The 19,627-nt window shown below is 55.7% G+C and carries 17 protein-coding genes and 1 pseudogene; 9 read left to right on the top strand and 9 right to left on the bottom strand.

The window, feature by feature from the left end; all coding sequences use genetic code 11:
* The first annotated feature begins 104 nt into the window (after positions 1-104).
* The 5 genes from pheP (at position 105) to OGV50_RS18715 (ending at position 6,189) form a co-directional block, all read left to right on the top strand.
* Complete coding sequence (gene pheP, locus OGV50_RS18735) at positions 105-1,499, top strand: phenylalanine transporter (RefSeq protein ID WP_024130568.1); 1,395 nt, start codon at positions 105-107, stop codon at positions 1,497-1,499.
* Positions 1,500-1,697: 198 nt separating this feature from the next.
* The gene (locus OGV50_RS18730) at positions 1,698-2,939 is read left to right on the top strand and encodes an MFS transporter (protein WP_049010302.1); all 1,242 of its coding nucleotides are present in this window, start codon (positions 1,698-1,700) and stop codon (positions 2,937-2,939) included.
* Positions 2,940-2,954: 15 nt separating this feature from the next.
* A complete protein-coding gene (locus tag OGV50_RS18725; protein WP_060815862.1) occupies positions 2,955-3,983 on the top strand; it encodes a sugar phosphate isomerase/epimerase family protein in 1,029 nt (342 codons plus the stop codon).
* Complete coding sequence (locus tag OGV50_RS18720) at positions 3,980-5,131, top strand: Gfo/Idh/MocA family protein (protein ID WP_200091917.1); 1,152 nt, start codon at positions 3,980-3,982, stop codon at positions 5,129-5,131. Before OGV50_RS18725 ends, OGV50_RS18720 begins: the two co-directional genes overlap by 4 nt.
* A gap of 77 nt (positions 5,132-5,208) precedes the next feature.
* Positions 5,209-6,189, top strand: a complete 981-nt coding sequence (locus OGV50_RS18715; RefSeq protein WP_071259815.1) for a LacI family DNA-binding transcriptional regulator — start codon at positions 5,209-5,211, stop codon at positions 6,187-6,189.
* A 3-nt stretch (positions 6,190-6,192) separates the two neighbouring features.
* On the opposite strand, the gene OGV50_RS18710 is transcribed toward OGV50_RS18715, so the two are convergent.
* Together OGV50_RS18710 and OGV50_RS18705 are read right to left on the bottom strand one after the other, a co-directional pair.
* Positions 6,193-7,437: a mechanosensitive ion channel family protein gene (locus tag OGV50_RS18710; protein ID WP_012133427.1), complete on the bottom strand. Its 1,245-nt coding sequence runs from the start codon at positions 7,435-7,437 to the stop codon at positions 6,193-6,195.
* Positions 7,438-7,511: 74 nt separating this feature from the next.
* Positions 7,512-8,948 carry an MFS transporter gene (locus OGV50_RS18705; protein ID WP_200091922.1) on the bottom strand — a complete coding sequence of 479 codons (1,437 nt, stop codon included), beginning with the start codon at positions 8,946-8,948 and terminating at the stop codon, positions 7,512-7,514.
* A 107-nt stretch (positions 8,949-9,055) separates the two neighbouring features.
* Between OGV50_RS18705 and OGV50_RS18700 the strand changes: the two genes are divergently transcribed.
* Positions 9,056-9,922: a helix-turn-helix transcriptional regulator gene (locus OGV50_RS18700; protein ID WP_200091924.1), complete on the top strand. Its 867-nt coding sequence runs from the start codon at positions 9,056-9,058 to the stop codon at positions 9,920-9,922.
* Between the two features lie 173 nt (positions 9,923-10,095).
* Here OGV50_RS18700 and nfsB read toward each other — a convergent pair whose 3' ends face one another.
* From nfsB to OGV50_RS18685, 3 genes are all read right to left on the bottom strand, one after another.
* Positions 10,096-10,749, bottom strand: coding sequence for an oxygen-insensitive NAD(P)H nitroreductase (gene nfsB, locus OGV50_RS18695; protein WP_047458272.1), 654 nt, complete (start codon positions 10,747-10,749; stop codon positions 10,096-10,098).
* 120 nt (positions 10,750-10,869) lie between these two features.
* The gene (locus OGV50_RS18690) at positions 10,870-11,238 is read right to left on the bottom strand and encodes an MmcQ/YjbR family DNA-binding protein (RefSeq protein ID WP_012133422.1); all 369 of its coding nucleotides are present in this window, start codon (positions 11,236-11,238) and stop codon (positions 10,870-10,872) included.
* Positions 11,238-11,819, bottom strand: coding sequence for a TetR/AcrR family transcriptional regulator (locus OGV50_RS18685; protein WP_012133421.1), 582 nt, complete (start codon positions 11,817-11,819; stop codon positions 11,238-11,240). The genes OGV50_RS18690 and OGV50_RS18685 overlap by 1 nt, the downstream gene beginning before the upstream one ends.
* 190 nt (positions 11,820-12,009) lie before the next feature.
* Between OGV50_RS18685 and OGV50_RS18680 the strand changes: the two genes are divergently transcribed.
* A complete protein-coding gene (locus OGV50_RS18680; protein ID WP_286488704.1) occupies positions 12,010-13,110 on the top strand; it encodes an MBL fold metallo-hydrolase in 1,101 nt (366 codons plus the stop codon).
* 29 nt (positions 13,111-13,139) lie between these two features.
* Complete coding sequence (locus OGV50_RS18675; RefSeq protein ID WP_024130566.1) at positions 13,140-13,481, top strand: RamA family antibiotic efflux transcriptional regulator; 342 nt, start codon at positions 13,140-13,142, stop codon at positions 13,479-13,481.
* Positions 13,482-13,517: 36 nt separating this feature from the next.
* Here OGV50_RS18675 and OGV50_RS18670 read toward each other — a convergent pair whose 3' ends face one another.
* Positions 13,518-15,662 (bottom strand): TonB-dependent siderophore receptor, encoded by a 2,145-nt coding sequence (locus OGV50_RS18670; RefSeq protein ID WP_286488709.1) that lies wholly within the window; start codon positions 15,660-15,662, stop codon positions 13,518-13,520.
* 157 nt (positions 15,663-15,819) lie between these two features.
* Here OGV50_RS18670 and OGV50_RS18665 point away from each other — a divergent pair, with 157 nt between their 5' ends.
* Entirely contained in the window at positions 15,820-17,445 is a 1,626-nt protein-coding gene (locus OGV50_RS18665; RefSeq protein WP_112002148.1) for an alpha/beta hydrolase-fold protein, read from the top strand.
* Here OGV50_RS18665 and OGV50_RS18660 read toward each other — a convergent pair.
* The 3 genes and pseudogenes from OGV50_RS18660 to betA all read right to left on the bottom strand — a co-directional run bounded on the left by OGV50_RS18660 (position 17,374) and on the right by betA (position 19,625).
* Positions 17,374-17,622 (bottom strand): DUF1158 domain-containing protein, encoded by a 249-nt coding sequence (locus OGV50_RS18660; protein ID WP_012133415.1) that lies wholly within the window; start codon positions 17,620-17,622, stop codon positions 17,374-17,376. The genes OGV50_RS18665 and OGV50_RS18660 overlap by 72 nt on opposite strands.
* Before the next feature lie 68 nt (positions 17,623-17,690).
* Positions 17,691-17,789 (bottom strand): annotated as a pseudogene (locus OGV50_RS18655) (glutamate-cysteine ligase family protein); the annotation flags it as partial.
* 159 nt (positions 17,790-17,948) lie between these two features.
* The gene (gene betA / locus OGV50_RS18650; protein ID WP_286488703.1) at positions 17,949-19,625 is read right to left on the bottom strand and encodes a choline dehydrogenase; all 1,677 of its coding nucleotides are present in this window, start codon (positions 19,623-19,625) and stop codon (positions 17,949-17,951) included.
* Positions 19,626-19,627: the final 2 nt, after the last annotated feature.

Raw genomic sequence — 19,627 nt, 5'->3', positions numbered from 1 at the left:
GTCAGGCAGGGATGCCTGGCGCATCCCTGAGGATTGTGCCTTGCGGCAACTATAGCGAAATGTTAAAAGGTGCCCCTTCAATAAAAACGATACAGGGGTAGGGCGTGAAAAACGCGTCAACTGCATCTGGCAACAGTTTGCCTGATGCTGCGTCGAACGGAGAGCCGACGCTTCAACGGGGGTTGCAAAACCGCCATATTCAATTGATTGCGCTGGGCGGCGCAATTGGTACAGGTCTGTTTCTGGGGATTGGCCCCGCCATTCAAATGGCTGGCCCGGCGGTTCTGCTGGGTTACGGCGTCGCCGGAATTATCGCTTTCCTCATCATGCGCCAGCTGGGTGAAATGGTGGTTGAAGAACCCGTTTCCGGCTCTTTCGCGCACTTTGCATACAAATACTGGGGCCCCTTCGCCGGTTTTCTTTCCGGCTGGAACTACTGGGTCATGTTCGTACTGGTTGGGATGGCGGAGCTGACTGCCGCCGGTATCTATATGCAATACTGGCTTCCCGATGTTCCAACCTGGATCTGGGCCGCCGCGTTCTTCATTATCATCAACGCCGTTAACCTCGTGAACGTGCGCCTGTACGGTGAAACGGAGTTCTGGTTTGCGCTAATCAAAGTGCTGGCGATTATCGGCATGATCGGCTTTGGCCTGTGGATGCTCTTTTCTGGTAACGGGGGAGAACATGCCAGTATCGAGAACCTCTGGCGCTACAACGGCTTTTTCGCTACCGGCTGGAACGGGCTGATCCTCTCTCTGGCGGTGATCATGTTCTCTTTCGGCGGGCTTGAGCTTATTGGGATCACCGCCGCTGAAGCGCGCGATCCGCATAAAAGTATTCCAAAAGCGGTGAATCAGGTGGTTTACCGTATTCTGCTGTTTTATATCGGTTCGCTGGTGGTGCTGTTAGCGCTTTATCCGTGGGTGGAAGTGCAATCCAACAGCAGCCCGTTCGTGATGATTTTCCATAATCTCGACAGTAACGTGGTGGCTTCTGCGCTGAACTTTGTCATTCTGGTGGCCTCGCTGTCGGTTTATAACAGTGGCGTCTATTCCAACAGCCGTATGCTGTTCGGTCTTTCCGTTCAGGGAAATGCGCCGAAGTTTTTAACCCGCGTCAGTCGCCGTGGCGTACCGGTGAACTCGTTGGTGCTCTCTGGCGCTATCACCTCGCTGGTGGTACTCATCAACTATCTGCTGCCGCAGAAAGCCTTTGGCTTACTGATGGCGCTGGTGGTCGCCACGCTGCTGCTGAACTGGATTATGATCTGCCTGGCGCACCTGCGTTTTCGCGCGGCGATGCGGCGCAAAGGTCGCGACACGCAGTTCAGGGCGTTGCTGTACCCTGCCGGGAACTACCTGTGCATTGCTTTTCTGGCGATGATTCTGGTTCTGATGTGTACCATTGACGATATGCGCCTGTCGGCGATATTGCTGCCGGTATGGATACTGTTCCTGTTCGTTGCCTTTAAATTACTGCGCCGTAAAACCCGTTAATCCTGCTGCCCGGTGGCGTTGCGCTTACCGGGCCTGCACAGCCGCCACCCGCAACATCGCGCGCCGCGCCACACTTCACCTTTATCGTGACTCTCCTCGCAATTCTTATTTGATCCGCAGGATCTTTGTTTTGTAATCGATTACTTTTCATTTTGAGTTTATTTGTAATCGATTACTTTTTAAAGGTGAGGCAAAAAAATGGTGTCGACAACCGAAAGTAGTGGAAAACAGACCGTACAGTACCGGCTGCTGGTGCCGAGACTGTCGTTAATGATGTTCTTACAGTTCTTCATCTGGGGGAGCTGGTCGGTGACGCTGGGGCTGGTGATGACCCAGTACAACATGTCGCTGCTGATTGGCGATGCGTTTTCCGCCGGGCCGATCGCCTCCATCCTGTCGCCGTTTGTACTGGGGATGCTGGTGGATCGCTTCTTTGCGTCGCAAAAAGTGATGGCGGTGATGCATGTGGCGGGGGCGGCGATTCTGTGGTTTGTGCCGCAGGCGCTGGTGGCGCAAAACGGGGCATTGCTCATCGGGCTGCTGTTTGGCTATACGCTGTGCTACATGCCAACGCTGGCGCTGACCAACAATATCGCCTTTCATAGCCTGTCAGATAAAGATAAAACCTTCCCGGTTGTGCGCGTGTTCGGCACGATTGGCTGGATTGTGGCCGGTATTTTTATCGGCGTGACGGGGATTTCCGACACCACCGGGATCTTCACGCTTGCCGCGCTCTGCTCTGTGATTCTGGCGCTCTACAGCCTGACGCTGCCGCACACCCCTGCGCCAGCGAAGGGGTTGCCGGTGAAGATACGCGATCTTTTTTGCGCTGATGCGTTTGCATTACTCAAGACCCGCCACTTCTTTGTGTTCTCGCTTTGCGCGACGTTAATCTCCGTGCCGCTGGGAACTTACTACGCCTATACCGCCTCGTTCCTGGCGGATGCTGGCGTGGGCGATGTCAGCACCGCGATGTCATTCGGCCAGATGTCCGAAATCGTCTTTATGCTGGTGATCCCCTTCCTGTTCCGCCGTCTGGGGGTGAAATACATGCTGCTGATCGGGATGTGCGCCTGGTTTGTCCGTTATGCCTTCTTTGCGCTCGGCATCAGCGAAGAGGGGCGCTTCCTGCTCTATCTCGGTATTTTGCTTCATGGCGTGTGCTATGACTTTTTCTTTGTCGTGGGTTTTATCTATACCGATCGTATTGCCGGAGAAAAGGTGAAGGGGCAGGCGCAAAGTATGATCGTCATGTTTACCTATGGCATCGGTATGCTGCTCGGCTCGCAGATCTCCGGCGCGCTGTACAACCGCCTGGTGGCGGGGCAGGCGGTTCCCCAGGCCTGGGTGACGTTCTGGTGGCTCCCGGCAGTGGCCGCTGCGGTGATTGCCGCGATTTTCCTTTTCGCTTTCAAGTATGACGAGAAAGAGCAGGCGTAATTTTCAGGAGGGGTTATGAGAACCATTAAGGGACCGGGTATTTTTCTGGCGCAGTTTATCGGGGGGCAACCCCCGTTTAATACGCTGGAAGGGCTGGCTGGTTGGGCGGCAGGGCTGGGTTATAAGGCCTTGCAGATCCCCTGCAATCATAAAGCGTTGTTTGATGTTGAACAGGCCGCCGTGAGCCAGACCTACTGTGATGATATTCGCGGGATGCTGGCGGATCACGGCCTGGTCATCAGTGAATTATCGACCCATCTTGAAGGTCAACTGATTGCGGTACACCCGGCCTATGATGAGGCGTTTGCCGGTTTTGCGCCGCCGTCGGTGCGCGGAAACCCGCAGGCGCGACAGGCATGGGCGACGCAGACGTTGCAACAGGCTGCCGCCGCTTCGCAAAAACTGGGGCTGACTGCACATGCCACCTTCTCCGGTTCGCTCGCCTGGCCCTATTTTTACCCCTGGCCACCGCATAATCGTCAGCGTTTTGACGAGGCGTTCAGCGAACTGGCGCGCCGCTGGCGACCGATTCTCGACTGCTTTGATGAGCATGGCGTGGACGTGTGTTATGAGATTCACCCCAGCGAAGATTTGCACGATGGCGTCACGTTCGAGCGTTTTTTAGCGCTGGTCGACGATCATCCGCGTTGCCATATTCTGTACGATCCCAGCCACCTGCTGCTGCAACAGATGGATTATCTGGGTTTTGTGGATGTGTACCACTCGCGCATTAAAGCGTTTCATGTGAAAGATGCCGAGTATCGCGCCAGTAGCCGTAGCGGCGTATACGGCGGGTATCAACCCTGGATTGAGCGGGCCGGGCGGTTTCGTTCGCCGGGTGACGGACAGGTGGATTTCAAAACGCTGTTCAGCAAGTTCGCCCAATATGATTACCCCGGCTGGGCGGTACTGGAGTGGGAGTGCTGCCTGAAAGAAGCCGCCACCGGCGCGCGTGAGGGCAGTGAATTTATTCGCCGTCATATTATTCCGGTTTCTGAGCATGCGTTTGATGATTTCGCTGCGGGTGATGAGGTACGTAAATGATTCAGGTTGGTATTATCGGAACCGGGTTTATTGGCCCTGCGCATATTGAAGCCTTGCGCCGACCGGGAAACGTATCGGTGGTTGCGCTTTGCGACAGTTCGCTGGAGAAGGCGCAGGAGAAAGCCCGGGCGCTAAACGTTCCGCACGCTTACGGCAGCGTGGAGGCATTACTGGCGCATCCGGGATTGCAGGTGGTACACAACTGCACGCCAAACCACCTTCATGCCGACATCAATCGCCAGGTGTTGCGGGCGGGGTTGTCTGTGTTCTCCGAAAAACCGCTCTGCATGACGCCGGATGAAGCGCGTGAACTGGCCGCGCTGGCGGAGCAGGCGGGGGTGGTGCATGGCGTGAGTTTTGTCTACCGGCAGTTTGCGATGGTGCAGCAGGCCGCCAGCATGGTACGCGCCGGGAGCGTCGGGCGGCAGTTTTCCGTGCAGGGCAGTTATTTGCAGGACTGGATGCTGCTGGAAACCGACTATAACTGGCGCGTAGACCCCGCGCTTGGCGGGAGCTCACGCGCGGTGGCGGATATCGGTTCACACTGGTGCGACACGGTGCAGTTTGTTACTGGAAAGCGGATTGTGGAGGTGATGGCGGATCTTGCCACGGTCTGGCCAACGCGTAAGGCCAGCGTGGAAGGGGGCTCGACGTTTACTCAGCCGCTCACGGAACGCCAGTGGGTAGATAAACCGGTCAGCACGGAAGACAGAGGCGCGGTGCTGGTACGTTTTGATGACGGCAGCAAAGGCTGTTTCAGCGTTTCACAGGTGAGCGCCGGGCGGAAAAACCAGCTGACATTTGAGATTAACGGCAGTCACTGTTCGCTGGCCTGGGATCAGGAGGTGCCGCAGCAACTGTGGATCGGCCACCGGCAGCAGGCGAATCAGATCCTGACGGACGACCCCGGATTAATGAATGCGGATGTGGCTGGCAGCGCGCACTTTCCCGGTGGGCATATTGAGGGCTGGCCGGATGCCTTTAAAAACATGATGCAGCAGTTTTATCTTGCGGTGCAGGCAGGAAAAATGCCCGCGCCGGAGGTGCGTCGTTTTGCCTCGTTCGCGGACGGTGCTGACGTGATGTATATCATTGACGCCATTGTGAAAAGCCATCAACACCAGCGGTGGGTGAGCGTGATGCGGTAAACCTTCGCCCGGTTCGCCGGAGGGCGATTTTATGGTAGCCTCAACACAAAGCGCAAACCGCAGGATGTGTCGCCGTTATGTCTATTCAAAAAATCGCCCAGCTCGCCGGTGTGTCGGTGGCGACGGTATCACGCGTGCTCAATAACAGTGATACCGTCAAAGCCAAAAACCGCGAGCGCGTGCTGCAAGCCATCAAGGAAAGTAACTATCAGCCCAACCTGCTGGCGCGCCAGCTTCGCACCGCGCGTAGCTCAATGATTCTGGTGATGGTTTCAAATATTGCGAACCCTTTTTGCGCAGAAGTGGTGAAGGGCATTGAAGAAGAGGCGGAGAAAAACGGGTATCGCATTCTGCTGTGTAATTCAGGCTCGGATATGGCGCGTTCAAAATCGGCGCTGAAACTGCTCTCGGGGAAAATTGTCGATGGCATTATCACTATGGACGCGTTTTCAAAATTACCGGAGCTGACCACCATGATCGGCGATGCGCCGTGGGTGCAGTGCGCGGAATACGCCGATAAAGGCGCGGTCTCCTGTGTGGGGATCAATGACGTTGATGCCGCACAGTCGGTCATCTCCCATCTGGTCGAAAAAGGGTATCAGCGGATTGCGCTGATCAACCATGACTTAAGCTATAAATATGCGCGTCTGAGGGAGCGGGGGTATAAGGCGGCGCTTCATGCCTGGTCTCTGGATTATCAGGCGGTAGAGTATGCCAGCGAACTGAGTTCCAGCGCCGGAATGGCGGCGATGGACGTTTTGCTGGCGGCAGAAACGCGCCCGGATGCGGTTTTTGCGGTATCGGATACCCTGGCGGCAGGTGCCATGCGCGCCATTGCCAACGCCGGATTGCGCATCCCGCAGGATATCGCCGTCGTGGGTTTTGACGGTACGGAGCTGGCGGAGATGGTCTCCCCGCAGCTGACCACTATCGAGCAGCCTTCCCGCGATATTGGCCGTAAAGCGGTCGGGCTGCTGCTGAACCGGATTGAACACCCGGATGCGTCAACCGAAAGGGTGATGATGGACTGGCGCTATATTTCCCGCGCCAGTACCTGAATATTAGCGCTGAAACGCCCCGGACAGCGCGCGAATATCGTTTCCTGTAGGGGACTGGTGAATCCGTAAGCCAAACTCTTCGACCACGGCAAAAATGTGGTCGAAAATATCGGCCTGAATACTTTCATATTCCAGCCACACCACGGTATTGGTAAACGCGTAAATCTCAATGGGTAAACCCTGATCGTCCGGCGCAAGCTGGCGTACCATCATGGTCATATCTTTGCGGATACGCGGATGGTGGCGTAAATATTCATTCAGGTAGGCGCGGAAAGTGCCAATATTGGTCATCCGACGATGATTGAGTACGGATTCTGGCGCAGTCTGCTGTTGGTTCCATTCCTGGATTTCCTGATGACGGGTGGTTAAATAGGGCTTTAACAAATGCGCTTTATATAAACGCTGCTGCTCATCCTCATCAAGAAAATGAATGCTGGTGGCGTCGATACTGATGCTGCGTTTAATTCGGCGACCGCCAGAGGCGGACATGCCGCTCCAGTTTTTGAAAGAGTCCGAAACCAGGGACCAGGTGGGGATGGTGGTAATGGTATTATCCCAGTTGCGCACTTTCACGGTGGTTAAGCCGATATCGATCACCGCGCCGTCCGCGCCGTATTTCGGCATTTCCAGCCAGTCGCCCAGCTTCAACATATCGTTCGCTGAAAGCTGTATACCCGCGACCAGACCGAGAATGGGGTCTTTAAACACCAGCATTAAGACGGCGGCCATCGCGCCGAGACCGCTAATGAGAATGGCCGGAGACTGACCTATCAGCAGGGAGATCATCAGAATACCGATGATAATGGCGCCGATGAGTTTGATGCCCTGGAATATCCCTTTCAGCGGAAGCTGAGACGCCGCCGGGAATTTTTGCGACAGGTTGAGAATAACATCCAGTAATGAAAAGACGGACAACAGGGCATACATCATGATCCACAGCTGTGCGCAGGTGGTTAATATCTCAGCCGCCTCAGTCCCCTTTTGTAGCCAGAGCACAGCCTGAATATTGACGATAATCCCCTGGAGCGTAAACGCCAGGCGGTGAAATAATTTATTCTGGGTAATGATTTGCAGCCACAGGCGTGAACTGGCGCTGGCGCGCTTTTCAAAGGCTCGCAGCACCACCCAATGCAAAATAATATGCACAATGATGGCAGTGAGAAAAATAATGCCAAAAATCATCACCAGCGAAGTGGTGTGATTCATTTCGATCCCGAGTTCTTCTACCTGAGATATTAATTCCTGCATAACGTCTCCTTTATAAACAGCGGTCTATGATGACCGCTGTGCGGATATTATGCAAATTGCACGATGCAGGTTTGCTATTTTGACGCCATACAGGGGCGGGCTGCATTGATATTCAATGCGCGGCGAAACCATAATGTCGCCAGAACCAGACTGAGCATCATGGCGGCTTCGACGGCCAGAAAACCGATCACCGACTGCGTATAATCGCCGTGACTATTGTGTTGCAGATGCAAAAATAACGCCCCCAGCACCGCCGGGCCAAGCCCCAATGTGGCTTGCTGCAACGTGCTTAAAATGGCGCTTCCGGCTCCGGCATCCTGCGTGCTGATATCGCGCATGCCGATACGATAAAAGCTGTTCACGATCAGCGCCTGTCCATAACCTATCAGGGCCGTTGCCGGCGCCAGCGCGAAGGTGGATGTTTGCATGCCCGAATGCCAGAAGGTCATCATTAACCCGGCTAAGCCGACTATCTGAATCGCCAGACCCATCAACAGAATACGCCCCATGCTGTAGCGCGCAATCAATCGCGGTGCGTAGCAGGCCGAGATGAAATAGGTCGCGCCGAGGGCGATAAAGCTGTTGCCGGATTCCCACGGCGCCATCCCCAGACCCATTTGCAGAGTCAGCGCCATACAGAACATAAAACCCGACCATGCGCTAAAAAACAGCAATGCGATCAGAATGCCGAAACGGATGCTGGTCAGCCGTAACAGGCGCGGCGGCAGAAGCGGGTGCTGGTGGCGCAGCTCCTGCCGGAGCGCATTTTTACGCATCCACCATCCCAGCGGGAGAATGGCAAATAGCGCCGCCTGAGCCTGCCAGGGCCAGCCGGTTTCTGGCCCCAGCGCCATAGGAAAAAGCAGGCAGCAGAGGATGGCGGCCAGACAGACGGTGCCCAACCAGTCGATGTCGGCGCGGGTTTCGCTGGCCGTTTCGGGAACGTGGCGGCGGCTGAATGCCAGTACCAGAAGGCAGACCGGGACATTAATAAAAAATGCGTTGCGCCAGCCAAGCCCGGCGATATCCGCCGAGACCAGCCAGCCACCGCCCATTTGACCGACGATAAAGGCAATGCCGCCAATACCGCCATATAAACTGATGGCCTTTGCGTGCGCGCTTCCTTTTAGCGTGACGTGAAGCGTGGCGAGAATTTGCGGCACGATCAACGCCGCGCCAGCCCCCTGCAAAATACGGGCGCCCAGCAGCATGTGAATAGAGTTCGCCAGACCGCAGAGCAGGGAGGCGACGCCAAAGAATGCGACTCCCCACATAAACAGGCGGCGGCGACCGTAGTTATCGCCGAGCTTGCTCCCCAGCGCCAGACAGACCGCGAACGTTATCCCATAGAGGGCGACAATTAACTCCAGTTGCGTCGTCGTCGCCTGCAAAGACCGGGTGATGGACTCCAGGGCGACGTTGGTAATCGATGTATCAATAAGCGGCAGCATTTGGCCTGTCAGCAAGAGCGATAGCCCGGTGCGACTGAGTGAAACGACTGACGTATTCATGGTAACTCCATTGCGTCATTCAACAGATGGACGTAGCATTACTGAAGAATTAAACGGGTACCAGTTCCTGGTTATACTGGTATTGGTACTACCATGCTGGAGGTAATATGACGGTGATGACGCGACGTGAACCCACGGTGATGCAACCCGCAGACAACCGGAAGCAGCTCGGCGCATTTTTACGCGCCCGGCGGGAAAGCCTCGATCCGCAACGTATGGGGCTGCCGCGCGTCGGTCGGCGGCGAACGCCCGGTCTGCGCCGCGAAGAGGTGGCGATGCTGGCGGAAGTTGGCGTGACCTGGTACACCTGGCTGGAACAGGGGCGGGAGGTGAATCCCTCTGAGTCGGTACTGGTTGGCGTTGCGAATGCGCTGCAATGCAGCCCGCTGGAAACCCGACACCTGTTTGTACTGGCCGGACTGACGCCGCCGGAATCGACGCAGATCACCGTGTGCGAGGGGATCAGTGCGGGAACCCGCCGTATGCTTGACAGCCTGATGCCGCAGCCAGCCAGCATTCAGAAACCCAATTTTGATATTGTGGCGTGGAATGAGAGTTTTTGTCGGCTGATGGGCGTGGATTTTGCCTCGATCCCGGATGACGATCGCAACTGTATTTACCTCTACCTCACCAACGAAACCTGGCGCAGCCGCATAGAAAACCGCGACGTGCTGCCGACGTTTGTCTCTTATTTCCGTGCGGCAATGGCGGAACACCGTGGCGATCCGGGGTGGGAAAATAAACTGGCGCGCTTTTTCGCCGCATCTTCTGAGTTTGAAGCGTTATGGCATCAGCGTTATGAAGTGCGTGGCGTGGAAAACCAGGTGAAGAATTTTCTCCATCCCCGGTTAGGGCGTTTTAGTTTGCAGCAGATGTACTGGTATTCCGCACCGCGTAACGGCTCCCGGTTGTTGGTGTATTTACCGATGGATGAGGCCGGAGAACAGGCGCTGGCGTGGCTGGATAAGCAGTAAAAGGCCCGGTGGCGCTACGCTTACCGGGCCTACAATAACGTATGCTCCGTAGGCCGGATAAGGCGCAGCCGCCATCCGGCATAATGCCCGGTGGCGCTGCGCTTACCGGGCCTACAATAACGTGTGCACCGTAGGCCGGATAAGGCGCAGCCGCCATCCGGCATAACAAGAAATCAGACTTCCGTCAGGGTGGTTTCCTGCGGCAGGCGGGATTTCGGCAGCGCAGCATTAAAATCTTCTACGCTGTGATGGCCGACAGGCACCACGACCAGGCTGGTATAACCTTTCTCTTTCAGGCCAAATTCAGCGTCAAGAACCGCGGCGTCGAAGCCTTCAATCGGTACGGCGTCCAGACCCATCGCGGCGACGCCCAGCAGGAAGTTGCCAACGTTCAGGTATACCTGTTTCGCCATCCACTGATCGTCATCTTTCAGGTCGCGGCGGTGCAGATCCGCGAAAAAGCGACGGCCTTTGTTATTTGCCGCTTTGGCTTCCGGCGTGGCAAAACGGCCATCGGCATCTTCCTGATCGACAACGCGATCCAGCCAGGCGTCGTCCATTGCGGTTTTTGCGCAAAACACGACGACATGGGAAGCATCCAGCATTTTGCGCTCGTTAAACACGAAATTACCGGCGGCGGATTTCGCAACGCGCGCTTTCCCTTCTTCGGTACTGGCGACGATGAAATGCCACGGCTGAGAGTTGGTGCTGGAAGGGCTATATTGCAGCAATGTTTTGAGTTTTTCCGCTTCGTCTGCGGTCAGTTGTTTGCTGGGATCGAACGCCTTAGTGGAGTAGCGTTTTAAGGCGACAGAAACGATATCCATAAATACTCCTGATGTTTTTTAATACCCTGCGGGTGCGTTTTCGTGCCAGCAGGGTACAGGGTTAGCGCATAAAAGATAAGAGAGAAAAGTGCGAAAACACTTATCGATATCAACGATAAATCAGGCGGGGCGCAGACGCTTTTGATCTTTTTTAGCCAGACCATCCACCACCAGATTCCAGGAGTCGCCGATCAGGTCGGCAAGCAGCGACGGTGTGATATCGTCTCCTGCGTAAACGGAAATCCAGTGTTTTTTGTTCATGTGGTAACCGGGTTCAATACTGCGGTAAATCTGCTGATTTAACAGGGATTTCTGTGGATCGGACTTCAGGTTCACAAACCGACGGCCGCGTTGTTCAGAAACGATCATGAATATCTTGCCGCCGACTTTAAAGACATCGAACTCCGGGCCGAACGGCCAGCAGTGTTCGGTGAAAGGCAGTTCGAGCGCGATGCGTTTCGCACAATGATGCAGCGTCTGGCCGTCCATTATTTTTCCTCGCGGGTGAGGGCGCGCCACATTGCTTCAAAACCCAGCGAGATGTACTCATTTGCGTGGGCCGGATCGCGGGCGGCAAATTCCATCGTGGTTTCCGCCAGGGTGAGGAACAGGGCATCGCCAAAGGCGCGGTATTCGTCAGACATGAAAATGGGCAGAACCGAGCGATGGCAGAGATCGCGCAGTTCCGGGAACATATCGTCCGCCAGTTGCTCGGTTTCTTTCGTGATTTTCTCACTAACCGCAAGCTGGCGGATGGTGCGGTGTCCGTTAGTGTTGTTTAGGCCCCAGTTGATGTAGCTGTTCCAGATGAAGTGCGTCATGGTTCTGGTGTCGGTGATTGAACGGTCCAGATTCGCCATCATCGACTGGCAGAGATCCTGCTTCAAATGCAGATAAAGCTCGTTGATTAAGTCATCTTTTGTCGCGAAATAGCGAAACAATGTTCCCTCAGCAACACCTGCGTTGCGAGCAATGACGGCGGTGGAGGCGGCAATGCCGGATTGCGCGATCGCTTTTGTTGCGGCTTCCAGTAACGCCAGTTTTTTGTCTTCACTCTTCGGACGAGCCACTACACTTTACCCTTAATGATGTAAAAAACACGATTGAAACACGCTCTTTGCAGCGCCGCAACGGTGAATGTCAAAGATTGAAAATCATCTTGACGAGATTCCTTCGCTTTCTATAATGAGTGCTTACTCACTCATAATCAAGTGACAGTCGCGCAAACCAGCGGAAAGGGGCGCGTTTTCGGATCAGGATATGAAGCGTCTCACAATTTGTGTGGTTGTTATTATGCTTATTGCTTCTACAGCGAGTCTGCCGTTTGTCCTTAACGCCGGGTTTGGTCAGGTGCCGCAGGGCGCTCAACTGAGCCTGGTGGAACAGTCTCCACACTATCGTGATGGACAGTTTCATAATCAATTACCCACCCCCGGTTACACCGGGGATAAGGGGATGCTCGCCGCATGGTGGGAGTTTCTGGTCGCTAAACGTGAAAACGCGCGGCCTGCCCAGCCGTTGCCGCTGGTAAACACCGATCTCGCCAGCGTACCGCGCGATCGGGACACGCTCATCTGGCTGGGCCATTCCTCCTGGTATCTGCAACTGGCGGGAAAACGCATTCTGATCGACCCGGTATTCAGCAGCTATGCCGCGCCGTTTTCGTTTCTGAATAAAGCCTTTGCCGGAGACTACCCCTGGACGGCGCAAAATATGCCGGAGATCGACCTGCTGATCATCTCGCACGAACACTATGACCATCTGGACTACGCCACCATCAAAGCGCTGATGCCGAAGATTAAGCGGGTCATTACGCCGCTGGGTGTGGGATCGCATTTGCGCTACTGGGGCATGAATGGCGGGATTATCGACGAGCGCGACTGGAACCAGTCCGTCAGGATCGATGACGCGCTGCTGATCCACGTCCTGCCCGCGCGCCATTTTTCTGGTCGGGGGCTCAAACGTAACCAGACGCTGTGGGCGAGTTTTATGTTTGAGACGCCTGAACAGAAGGTTTATTACAGCGGGGACTCCGGTTACGGGCCGCATTTTAAGGCGATTGGAGAACAGTTCGGCTCAGTCGATCTGGCCATCATGGAAAACGGTCAGTACGACCGGGACTGGCGATACATTCACATGATGCCGGAAGAGACCGCGCAGGCGGCGCAGGATCTGCGCGCAAAAGCGATTTTACCCGGTCATGCCGGGCGTTTTGTCCTGGCGAAACACAGCTGGGACGATCCGTATAAACGTCTGGCGCTGGCGAGTCGTCATAAACGCTACCGTCTGCTGACGCCGACGCTGGGAGAACCGGTGATGTTGGCCGATCCGACCCAGCAGTTTACGGCCTGGTGGGAATAAGCGACTATTTTTCGGAGGGGGAGAGCACGATGACCATTTCCGCTCAGGTAATCGACACTATTGTCGAGTGGATTGATGATAATTTAAATCAACCGTTGCGCATTGATGATATTGCCCGCCACGCCGGGTACTCCAAATGGCATCTGCAACGCCTGTTTATGCAGTACAAAGGGGAGAGTCTGGGGCGCTATATCCGGGAGCGTAAGCTGCGGCTGGCGGCGCGTGATTTACGCGATACCGACCAAAGGGTGTATGACATCTGCCTGAAGTACGGTTTTGATTCGCAGCAGACCTTTACGCGGATCTTCACCCGAACCTTTAATCAGCCGCCGGGTGCCTACCGTAAAGAGAATCACAGCCGTACGCACTGAGTTTCCCCGGCAGCGCCTGGCTGCCGGGAATCTTTCTTACCAGGAATAGCTCACTGTTGCCGTAACCGTACGACCTACGCCATAGAAGCAGGCGGTGTCGCTGGCGCAAGAGGCCACGTATTTCGTATCGGCGATATTATTGACATTAAACTGTACGGCTGCGCCTTTCAGGCTGCTGTTCAGTTCTCCCAGTTCGTAGCTCACCATCGCGTCATACAGATCCACCGCCGGCACTTTAAAGGTGTTTTTCGCATCGCCGTAGCTGGTGCCGATGTAGCGTACGCCCACGCCGGTCGTCAGGCTTTTCAGCGGGCCGCCAGGGAAGGTATAACTGGCGAAGGCGGAAGCCATGTGGGCAGGAATACGGGCAGGGGTTTTCCCTTCCGTACCCGCTACCGTGGTGTTGACGGTTTCCGCATCCGTGTAGGTATACGAGCCAATCAGGTTGACGCTATCCCACAGTGAAGAGTGAATTTCCGCTTCCACGCCTTTGGAACGCACTTCCCCCGCGTTTTCGAACCAGCCCAGCGTGCTGTTGTAAGTGGACACATTGCTCTGTTTGAGATCGTATAACGCCAGCGACATCAGCGTGTTATCCACCGGCTGATACTTCACGCCCACTTCAGTTTGTTTACCGGTAGTGGGTTTAAACGGCGCGCTGCCCGGCGCGCGGTTGGTTTGCAGATTAGGCTCATACGAGGTGCTGTAGCTGATGTACGGCGAGAGGCCGAAATCAAAGGCATACAGCAAGCCGGTACGCCAGGTGAACTTGTTGTCGTTCTGCTGCGTTTTCTCACTGTTGATGTAATCGGTGGTGCGAACTTCCGTCCAGTCATAGCGCCCGGAGAGCAGCAGCTCCCAGTTGTTCCAGCTCATCTGATCCTGCAAATAGAGGCCCATCTGATCGAGGTTCTGCTGTTCGTGGCTGGCGGTGCTGAAGGTGCTTTCATCGACGTTTACGCCATAAACCGGGTGCGTCCAGTCCATATCGTACTGCGAGCCGGAACCGCGCATTAACAGTTGCTTGTCGTTGCTGGACTTGTAATCCAGCCCGCCGAGCAGCGTATGGTTCATCTGCGCGGTCGCAAACTGTGCTTCCAGTTGGTTATCAATGCCAAACTCATTGGTCGTGCGCTCCTCATGCTGGGCGCGACGGCTGAGCAGCGTGCTTTCCGGTTTGCTGTTGAAGTAAACCAGATAGCGGTATTTTTGCTTGATGCTGGCATAGCGGGCGTTCTGGCGGAAGGTCATCATGTCATTGAACTGATGTTCAAACTCATAACCCACCATCGTCTGCTCACGCCACGACTGATCGTAATCAGGATCGCTGACGTTAAAATCGAGCGGAATATATTTTCCGTTGGCGCTGGTGACGGTGCCGTAAGCAGGCAGGAAGTTACGGTAGCCCGCATCGGGATCTTTCTGGTAGCTGGTCAGCAGCGTGAAACGGGTCTGATCGTTTGGATACCAGGTGATAGCCGGAGCAATCGCGACGCGCGAATCTTTATAGTCTTCAACCTGGTTATGCTGAGTGCGGGCGATCCCGTTCAGGCGATACAGTACCCGGCCGTCATCGCTCAGCGGGCCGCCGAAATCAAATGCGCCTTCCGCCAGATCGCGATTACCGGTGCTGAACTGAATCTTATGAATCGGTTCGCTGGTGGGGCGTTTGCTGGTCATGCTGATAAGCCCGCCGGGGTTCACCTGGCCAAACAGAACCGAAGCCGGGCCGCGTACCAGCTCTACCCGCTCCAGCAGCCACGGATCAACGGTGCCGGTTTGCGATGACGCCGTTGCGCCAAAGCTCAGACCATCAAGGAATTTAGGAACGTAGCTGAAGCCGCGTACAAACACTTCATCGTTACGGTTGGATGAGCCGCGATACTCCGTAAATGCCCCGGCGGTGTAGCGCAGCGCCTGGGAGACGGAGGTGGCGTCCAGCGCGTCCATCTGGTCGCGGGTAACGACGGAGACGGACTGCGGCGTTTTCACCAGCTCCGCGGAGGTTTTGGTTGCCGACAGGGTTTTGGTCGCCACCATTCCCTTCACCGGCGCAGTGGGTTCCTGGCTGACGCCTTGCGTCACCAGAATGGTCTCCTCCTGCGTTTTGGCAAACGTCGTCGTACTGACGGTCGCCAGACTGAGAACCCAGAGTTGCATTATCTTGTTATTTTTAAATATCATTTAGCATCCTTTTCTATGCCATACCTGAAATTGTCCGGTCGTCCTGTCAGACAAATACCGGACTGCCATCCTCATTAAACGCGACAGATGTTATTGCAAATCATTACCATTTGCATTAGCGTTGTTAACAAATTTCATCAGGAAAGCACCGTTAATGAAGATGGCATGGAGTGGTTTGGTGATTGGGCTGGGGACGATGTCGGCTCAGGCGATGCCGTGTTCGACGCCCTCCGTTCAGGGAGAGCAGCAGGGGAAATTTGATGCCAGCGGCGAGATCTGCTTTGTGCTTCCCGCGCTGAGTGAAAATTATGTTTCGGCCACCCTGTCGGGGATTACCGATGCTCGTTTGCTGGACGGTCAGAACCGTCGCATCCGTACTTTACTGGAAGGCGGCCCGGCCGATGGCGAGCATCAGCTGTTGTTTTCTTTGCCGGTACAACAGGCCACCTCGCTGGTGTTGCACGGTAATGAGGGCGCTCGCTGGCGGTTTACATGGCAGATGAAAGAGACTACGCCGCTGCCGAAAATACAGCGCGTCGCTCCCGTCAGCCCAACCTTGCAGCAACTGGAAAAAGCGCTGGCGGCAGGCGCCGGAACCGCTCATTTCTGGCAGGATCTACAGCGCAACGGTACGCCGCTGGTGGAGCCGGTTGACGACAGCCATAAGCGGGTTACGTTTCTGTGGCGCGGTGCGAAGCAGAACGTTTTTATTCTCGGTTCTCCGGCAGGCGATCACGATCCCCTGTTCCGCCTGGGCGATTCCGACGTCTGGTTCCGCAGCTATGTGGTGCCTGCGGATACGGTAATGCAGTATAAACTGGCGCCGGATGTTCCGCTGGTGAACGGTTCGCCGCGCGATCAGCGGCGGGCGATTCTGGTCAGCGCGCAGAGAGATCCGCTTAACCCGCTGACGCTTGGCGAGAAGTATGCCGATCGCTGGAATCAGTTTTCCCTTCTCGATCTGAGTCCCGCGCGCTTTTGCTCTGCGCAAGCTACCGCGCAGCCTGTTCGTTACGGTTCGCTTACGCGCAAAACATTGTTCAGCGAACGTCTGGGCAACAGTCGTGAAATTGCGATTTATCGCCCACACAGCGCGCAACCGGCACGCTGGACGCTGATGCTGTTTGACGGCAAAACGTATCTTGATGATTATCATATCGATCGCGTGCTGGATGGGCTGATCGCGCGCCATCAACTGCCGCCGATAAACGTGGTGTTTATTGATACGCTCGATCACGCCAGACGGGCGAAAGAGCTGCCGCCGAACCCTGATTTTGCCGACTTTATGGCGCATGAATTATTGCCCTGGCTGCGTCAGCAGGGGGTGACTACGCAACGACAAAAAACGGTGCTGGCGGGCTCCAGCTATGGCGGGCTGGCGTCATCCTGGGTCGCGTTGCGCTATCCGCGTCTGTTCGGCAACGTGCTGAGTTTATCCGGTTCGTACTGGTGGGCGCCAAAAGACGAGGAGGCCAGCTGGCTGACGCGTCAGTACCAGAATTCGCCGCGTTATCCTGTCCGCTTCTGGTTGCAGGCTGGCCGCTTTGAAACCAAAGGCCCGGACGGCGGTATTTATCGCAACACGCTGGAATTTGCGCAGGTACTACGTGAAAAAGGCTATCCGGTGAGTTTCCATCCGTGGTCAAGCGGACATGATTACGCCGCGTGGTGTGAAGCGCTGGTTCACGGTATGCGGGATTTCACCGGCTTAGTCAGCCAGCGAAAACCAGCGACGCCAGATAAAACGGATCACGAAATATTCGAGAGCGCCAAGCGTTAAAAACCACAGGCAAAACAGCAGGGTGTAAAGCTGGTTGAGATCCATTAAATGGAAGGTCGCAACCAGCTTTTGCGCCAGCACCATGCCAGGCGAGGGCACAGGCAGCAGCAGGCAGGAGAGAAAAGCCATCAGCAGGATGCCGGCAGCGGTCATCAACGATTCAAGCGGGTGTTTCATGGCATTGTTAAACTTGAGTTAAAAAGCCATTGTCCGGGATATCGCCGGGTAACGCAAATCGTCGCCTACTGAATCAGATAACCGAAGTTTTCCAGCGTACGCAGGTAGCGCGCATTGTCGCACACCTTCTGGCGCTGCCACTTTTGAAAAGGGTGCGTGCCCCCGCCAGTTCAATTCCCAGCGTAAACGGTTCGGAAACGTGAAAATCGGGTAGCGGCATAACGTTCTCTTTTGTCAGGGCGTTGCGTTGAGTATAGATGTCAGGGAGGAGGAGGGGGGGCGTGGTCTTTTCCCGCTCAGCAGCAGAGCGGGAAAAAGAGGCGGGATTAACGCAGCGGCGGCTGACGCACGGGCGCATCACCTGCGACGTAATAGCTTGCGGTGCTCTTTGCCAGCGGTTCGCGGCCACGAATCGCATCGGCCATCTTCTCGCCGATCATAATGGTGGTGGCGTTCAGGTTGCCGGTGATAATTTGCGGCATAATGGAGGCGTCCACCACGCGCAGATTTTCCACGCCGTGAACCCGGCCTTCGCCGTCGACTACCGCCATCTCGTCGTAACCCATTTTGCAGGTGCCGCAAGGATGAAACGCGGTCTCCGCGTGGTCGCGCACAAACGCATCCAGCTGTTCGTCGGTCTGGCACGTAATGCCAGGGCTGATTTCGCGTCCACGGTATTTGTCCAGCGCAGGCTGGTTGATGATTTCACGCGTGATGCGTATGGCATCGCGGAACTCCTGCCAGTCCTGCCCGGTAGACATATAGTTAAACAGAATGGCCGGATGCTCGCGCGGATCGCGCGATTTAATGTGCACATGCCCACGGCTGGGTGAGCGCATTGAACCGACATGGCACTGAAAACCGTGCTCTTTCACCGCATTCGAGCCGTTGTAATTAATCGCCACCGGCAGGAAGTGATACTGAATATTCGGCCAGCTAAACGCTTCGCTGCTGCGGATAAATCCACCTGCCTCAAAATGGTTGCTGGCGCCCACGCCGGTGCCGCCAAATAACCACTCAGCGCCAATTTTCGGCTGGTTCCACCATTGCAACGCCGGGTAGAGAGAGACGGGTTCTTTGCACTCATACTGTAGATACATCTCCAGATGGTCCTGCAAGTTTTCACCCACGCCCGGCTGGTGGTGCACCAGCGGAATATCAAACGCTTTCAGCAGCGATGCGTCACCCACGCCGGAGCGTTGCAGGATTTGCGGCGACGCAATGGCGCCCGCGCACAGCAACACCTCTTTACGCGCCGTCGCCCGGGTCGGGATGGTGCTGTCGCCTTCCAGCCACTCAACGCCTGACGCTTTTTTACCTTCGAATAGAATATGGTCGGTCAGCGCATGGGTGATGATGGTCAGATTCGGCCGACCTTTGGCCTGATCGAGATACCCGCGTGCCGTACTGGCGCGTCGTCCTTGCGGCGTCACGGTTCTGTCCATCGGCCCAAACCCCTCCTGCTGATAGCCGTTGAGGTCGTCGGTACGTGGATATCCCGCCTGGACGCCTGCTTCTATCATCGCATGGAACAGTGGGTTGTTATTGTGCTTTGGCGTGGCGACGCTTACCGGGCCGTCGCCGCCGTGGTAGTCGTTGGGGCCGATATCACGGGTTTCCGCCTTGCGGTAATAGGGCAGGCAGTTGAGGTAACTCCAGTGTTCGAGGCCTGGCTCCTGCGCCCAGTTGTCGAGATCCATCGCGTTGCCGCGAATGTAACACATGCCGTTAATCAGCGATGAGCCGCCCAGCCCTTTACCACGGCCGCACTCCATGCGGCGGTAGTTCATATGCGGCTCCGGTTCGGTCTCATACGCCCAGTTATAACGTTTACCCTGTAGCGGAAACGCCAACGCAGCAGGCATCTGGGTGCGGAAATCCGCACGGTAGTCCGGGCCGCCCGCTTCCAGCAGCAACACGGTGGTGTCGCTGTCTTCGGTCAGCCGTGTTGCCAGTACGTTGCCCGCCGAACCGGCGCCAATAATGATGTAGTCAAAATGCAAAC

This window comes from Citrobacter sp. CK180 (assembly GCF_030333655.1).
GTDB classification, from domain to species: domain Bacteria; phylum Pseudomonadota; class Gammaproteobacteria; order Enterobacterales; family Enterobacteriaceae; genus Citrobacter_B; species Citrobacter_B koseri.
Note: the sequence above shows the minus strand (reverse complement) of the source record. Positions and strands in the feature narration are given on the sequence as shown.

Coding starts and splice junctions, on each gene's coding strand:
- OGV50_RS18730 (WP_049010302.1), top strand. CDS start 1,698: ATGGTGTCGACAACCGAAAGTAGTGGAAAACAGACCGTACAGTACCGG.
- OGV50_RS18725 (WP_060815862.1), top strand. CDS start 2,955: ATGAGAACCATTAAGGGACCGGGTATTTTTCTGGCGCAGTTTATCGGG.
- OGV50_RS18720 (WP_200091917.1), top strand. CDS start 3,980: ATGATTCAGGTTGGTATTATCGGAACCGGGTTTATTGGCCCTGCGCAT.
- OGV50_RS18715 (WP_071259815.1), top strand. CDS start 5,209: ATGTCTATTCAAAAAATCGCCCAGCTCGCCGGTGTGTCGGTGGCGACG.
- OGV50_RS18710 (WP_012133427.1), bottom strand. CDS start 7,437: ATGCAGGAATTAATATCTCAGGTAGAAGAACTCGGGATCGAAATGAAT.
- OGV50_RS18705 (WP_200091922.1), bottom strand. CDS start 8,948: ATGAATACGTCAGTCGTTTCACTCAGTCGCACCGGGCTATCGCTCTTG.
- OGV50_RS18700 (WP_200091924.1), top strand. CDS start 9,056: ATGACGGTGATGACGCGACGTGAACCCACGGTGATGCAACCCGCAGAC.
- nfsB (WP_047458272.1), bottom strand. CDS start 10,749: ATGGATATCGTTTCTGTCGCCTTAAAACGCTACTCCACTAAGGCGTTC.
- OGV50_RS18690 (WP_012133422.1), bottom strand. CDS start 11,238: ATGGACGGCCAGACGCTGCATCATTGTGCGAAACGCATCGCGCTCGAA.
- OGV50_RS18680 (WP_286488704.1), top strand. CDS start 12,010: ATGAAGCGTCTCACAATTTGTGTGGTTGTTATTATGCTTATTGCTTCT.
- OGV50_RS18675 (WP_024130566.1), top strand. CDS start 13,140: ATGACCATTTCCGCTCAGGTAATCGACACTATTGTCGAGTGGATTGAT.
- OGV50_RS18665 (WP_112002148.1), top strand. CDS start 15,820: ATGAAGATGGCATGGAGTGGTTTGGTGATTGGGCTGGGGACGATGTCG.
- OGV50_RS18660 (WP_012133415.1), bottom strand. CDS start 17,622: ATGAAACACCCGCTTGAATCGTTGATGACCGCTGCCGGCATCCTGCTG.